The sequence below is a fragment of the Corallococcus sp. CA053C genome (assembly GCF_003611675.1).
Taxonomy (GTDB): Bacteria; Myxococcota; Myxococcia; order Myxococcales; family Myxococcaceae; genus Corallococcus.
In genome coordinates this window covers 1-2,500 of record NZ_RAWA01000689.1, presented here as the reverse complement: position 1 = coordinate 2,500, position 2,500 = coordinate 1, and the positions used below count along the sequence as shown (strand labels likewise).

3 protein-coding genes are annotated in these 2,500 nt (G+C 73.9%); 1 reads left to right on the top strand and 2 read right to left on the bottom strand.

Translation table 11 applies throughout. The annotated features are described in order from the left end of the window. Positions 1-1,095 (top strand): YfhO family protein (locus D7V97_RS42160; RefSeq protein WP_147445234.1); only part of this gene is annotated, 1,095 nt, incomplete at its 5' end. A 264-nt stretch (positions 1,096-1,359) separates the two neighbouring features. On the opposite strand, the gene D7V97_RS42155 is transcribed toward D7V97_RS42160, so the two are convergent. After that, entirely contained in the window at positions 1,360-2,247 is an 888-nt protein-coding gene (locus D7V97_RS42155) for a hypothetical protein (protein WP_120616154.1), read from the bottom strand. Continuing rightward, the coding region (locus tag D7V97_RS42150; protein WP_233583593.1) for a hypothetical protein at positions 2,244-2,500 on the bottom strand (257 nt) is incomplete at its 5' end. The genes D7V97_RS42150 and D7V97_RS42155, both read right to left, overlap by 4 nt.

Genomic DNA, 2,500 nt, shown 5'->3' with positions numbered 1-2,500 from the left:
CTGTGGACGCGGGGCTGGGTGCTGCCGCACTGGCCGGACGCGCCCGCCGCCGCGCTGGAGGGACTGTCGGGCAACGTGGTGCGCATGGCGGGGACGGCCTCCGGGCTCGCGCTGCTGTGCGCGGTCCTGGCGTGGCGGCCGCGGTGGGGCACGGGGCTGGTGGTGCTCCAGGGCGTGGCGCTCTTCCTGGAGAACGGGCCGCTCTACCAGGTGTCACCGGCGGAGATCCTGGAGACGCCGCCTCCGTTCGTGGAGCGGATCCGCGCGTCCGTGCCGGCGGGGGAGCCCGTGCGCGTGCAGACGGTGGTGAAGGGCTACGGCGCGCCACCGCTGCCGGGATACGAGTTCAAGGACCGGCTGAGCCTGGCGCAGATGGTCGTGCTCGCGCCGGACACGCAGGTGTTCTGGGACCTGGAGAGCGCGGGCGGCTACCTGCCCGGGGAGAGCGTGCGGGTGCGCCGGCTGCAAGGGGATCAGCGTCGCTGGTTCTGGGAGCTCGCGCCGCGCCTGTCCACGCGCTTCACGCTGGCGCGCACGATGGAGCTGACGTCGGGGCTGCCGCCGGGAGCGCGCGTGGCGGCGGAGGACGCGCTCTTCGGGGTGACGCTGGTGGCGCATCCGGAGGCACCCGAGCGGATCCACCTGGCGCGGCCGGAGTGCGTGGCCACGCCCGACGAGGCCCTGCGGCGGATGAAGGCGCCCGAGCTGCCGCCGCGCGACGTCGCCATCGTGGAGTGCGTGACGCCGCTGCCGCTCGAGCCCGTGTCCGGCACGGGGACGGTGCGGGTGGCCCGTGAGTCCCCGGAGCGCTTCAGCGTGGACGTGGAGGCCGCCGCGCCCGCGGTGCTGGTGATCAACGACGCGTATCAGCCTGGCTGGACCGCGACGCTGGATGGCGAATCCGTTCCCATCCTCCCCGCCAACGTGGCGGTGCGCGCGGTGGCGGTGCCGGCGGGGCGGCATACGGTGAGCCTGCGCTACCGGACGCCGGGACTCGTCGCGGGGCTGTGGGTGGGCCTGCTGACGCTGGGCGCGCTGGGCGCCGCGATGGCGGTGTCTCGGCGGCGAGATTCGCGGGCGTCACGCGGGCGGTGAAAAGCAGGAGGTCCGCCCCGGAAGTGCGCGGCGATGCGGTCCGGACTCTTCACGCACCTGGTGAATGCATGATGGCCCGCCCCGGAAGTACGCGGCCGATGCGATTCGCAGGCGCGTCGCGCACGGGGTGAAAGCAGGACGGCCCGCCCCGGAAGTGCGCGGCGATGCGGTCCGGGCGCTTCGCGCGGGCGGTGAAAACAGGACGGCCCGCCCCGGAAGTGCGCGGGAGCGGGCCGTCGGTGTCCGTGCATCAGGGGACGCGGATCACCCCGTGGGGACGGCGACCCTGGCGCGGGACTCGCGCTGGGACGCGGCGAGGGCGGAGCGCTGCAACCACCCGGCGAGCCCCAGCATCGCGAGCCCCGAGGTGCGCAGCGTGCGCAGCAGCTCCACCACCTCGGTGGGATTGCCGGGCAGCACCATCGCCAGCCACTCGCGCGCGTCGTACACGAGCCACACCGCGCCGGACACACCCATGGCCCACCACACCCAGGCCAGCCGTCCACCCCGCAGCATGTACGCGACGCGCAGGATGGGCGCGACGAGCAGGATGGTCGTCATGTCCGCCAGCGTGGAGGCGAGCGCGATGACGGCCGTGCACGTGGCCGCGAAGCCCTTGCCCAGGTGCCCCATCGCCGTGACGAGCGCCGGCCCTCCCACCGCCAACGCGCACACCGCCGCGACCGCCCACAGCAGCGTCGCGCGGGAGCTGGGCGGCGGCTCCAGGCCCGACTGCCGGTAGGTGCGCGCCAGCAGCACCAGCGCGAACGTGGTGCTCACGTTCGCGAGCACGACCACCACCATGCGGACCGGCAGCAGCGGTGAGTCGACGAACGGCACGTCCGGCACCGCGTGCATCCAGTAGCTGCGCAGCGCCGTGCTGACGAGCGACAGGAACGCGCCCGCCGTCAGCAGGCCCCACACGCGCCGCAGGTAGTCGCCCGGCGCGAACGACAGCGTCGCCGCCACCGTGCCCGCCACCGCGAGCAGGCCCACGGCCCAGCCCGCCACGTCGCCTGTCAGCGACAGCCGGTGCGCGTCCTGGAGGAACGTGGCCGCCGCGAACAGGTGCACGACCTGGAGTACCGCCACGGCGCCCAGCCAGGGAGCCACCGACCCGGAGGCGCGGCCCGGGGAAGGGGAGGGACTCATCGCAGCTTCTCCATGGCCGTCGTGAACTCCGTGAGGATGACCTTCGTGTGCAGGGCACCGATGAACGTGTTGAGCATGGGCTTGAGGCCCTCCAGCAGCTGCGGGAGGTCCTGCAGGCCCACCTGTTCGGGCGGGCGCTTCAGGGTCCGCAGCGAGGCGGTCTGGATGGCCATCTTCGCGGTGAAGCCGCCCAGCAGCGGCTCCAGGTGGCGGATCAACACGTCCTGCCAGCCGGAGGAAGGGGAGGGGGTGG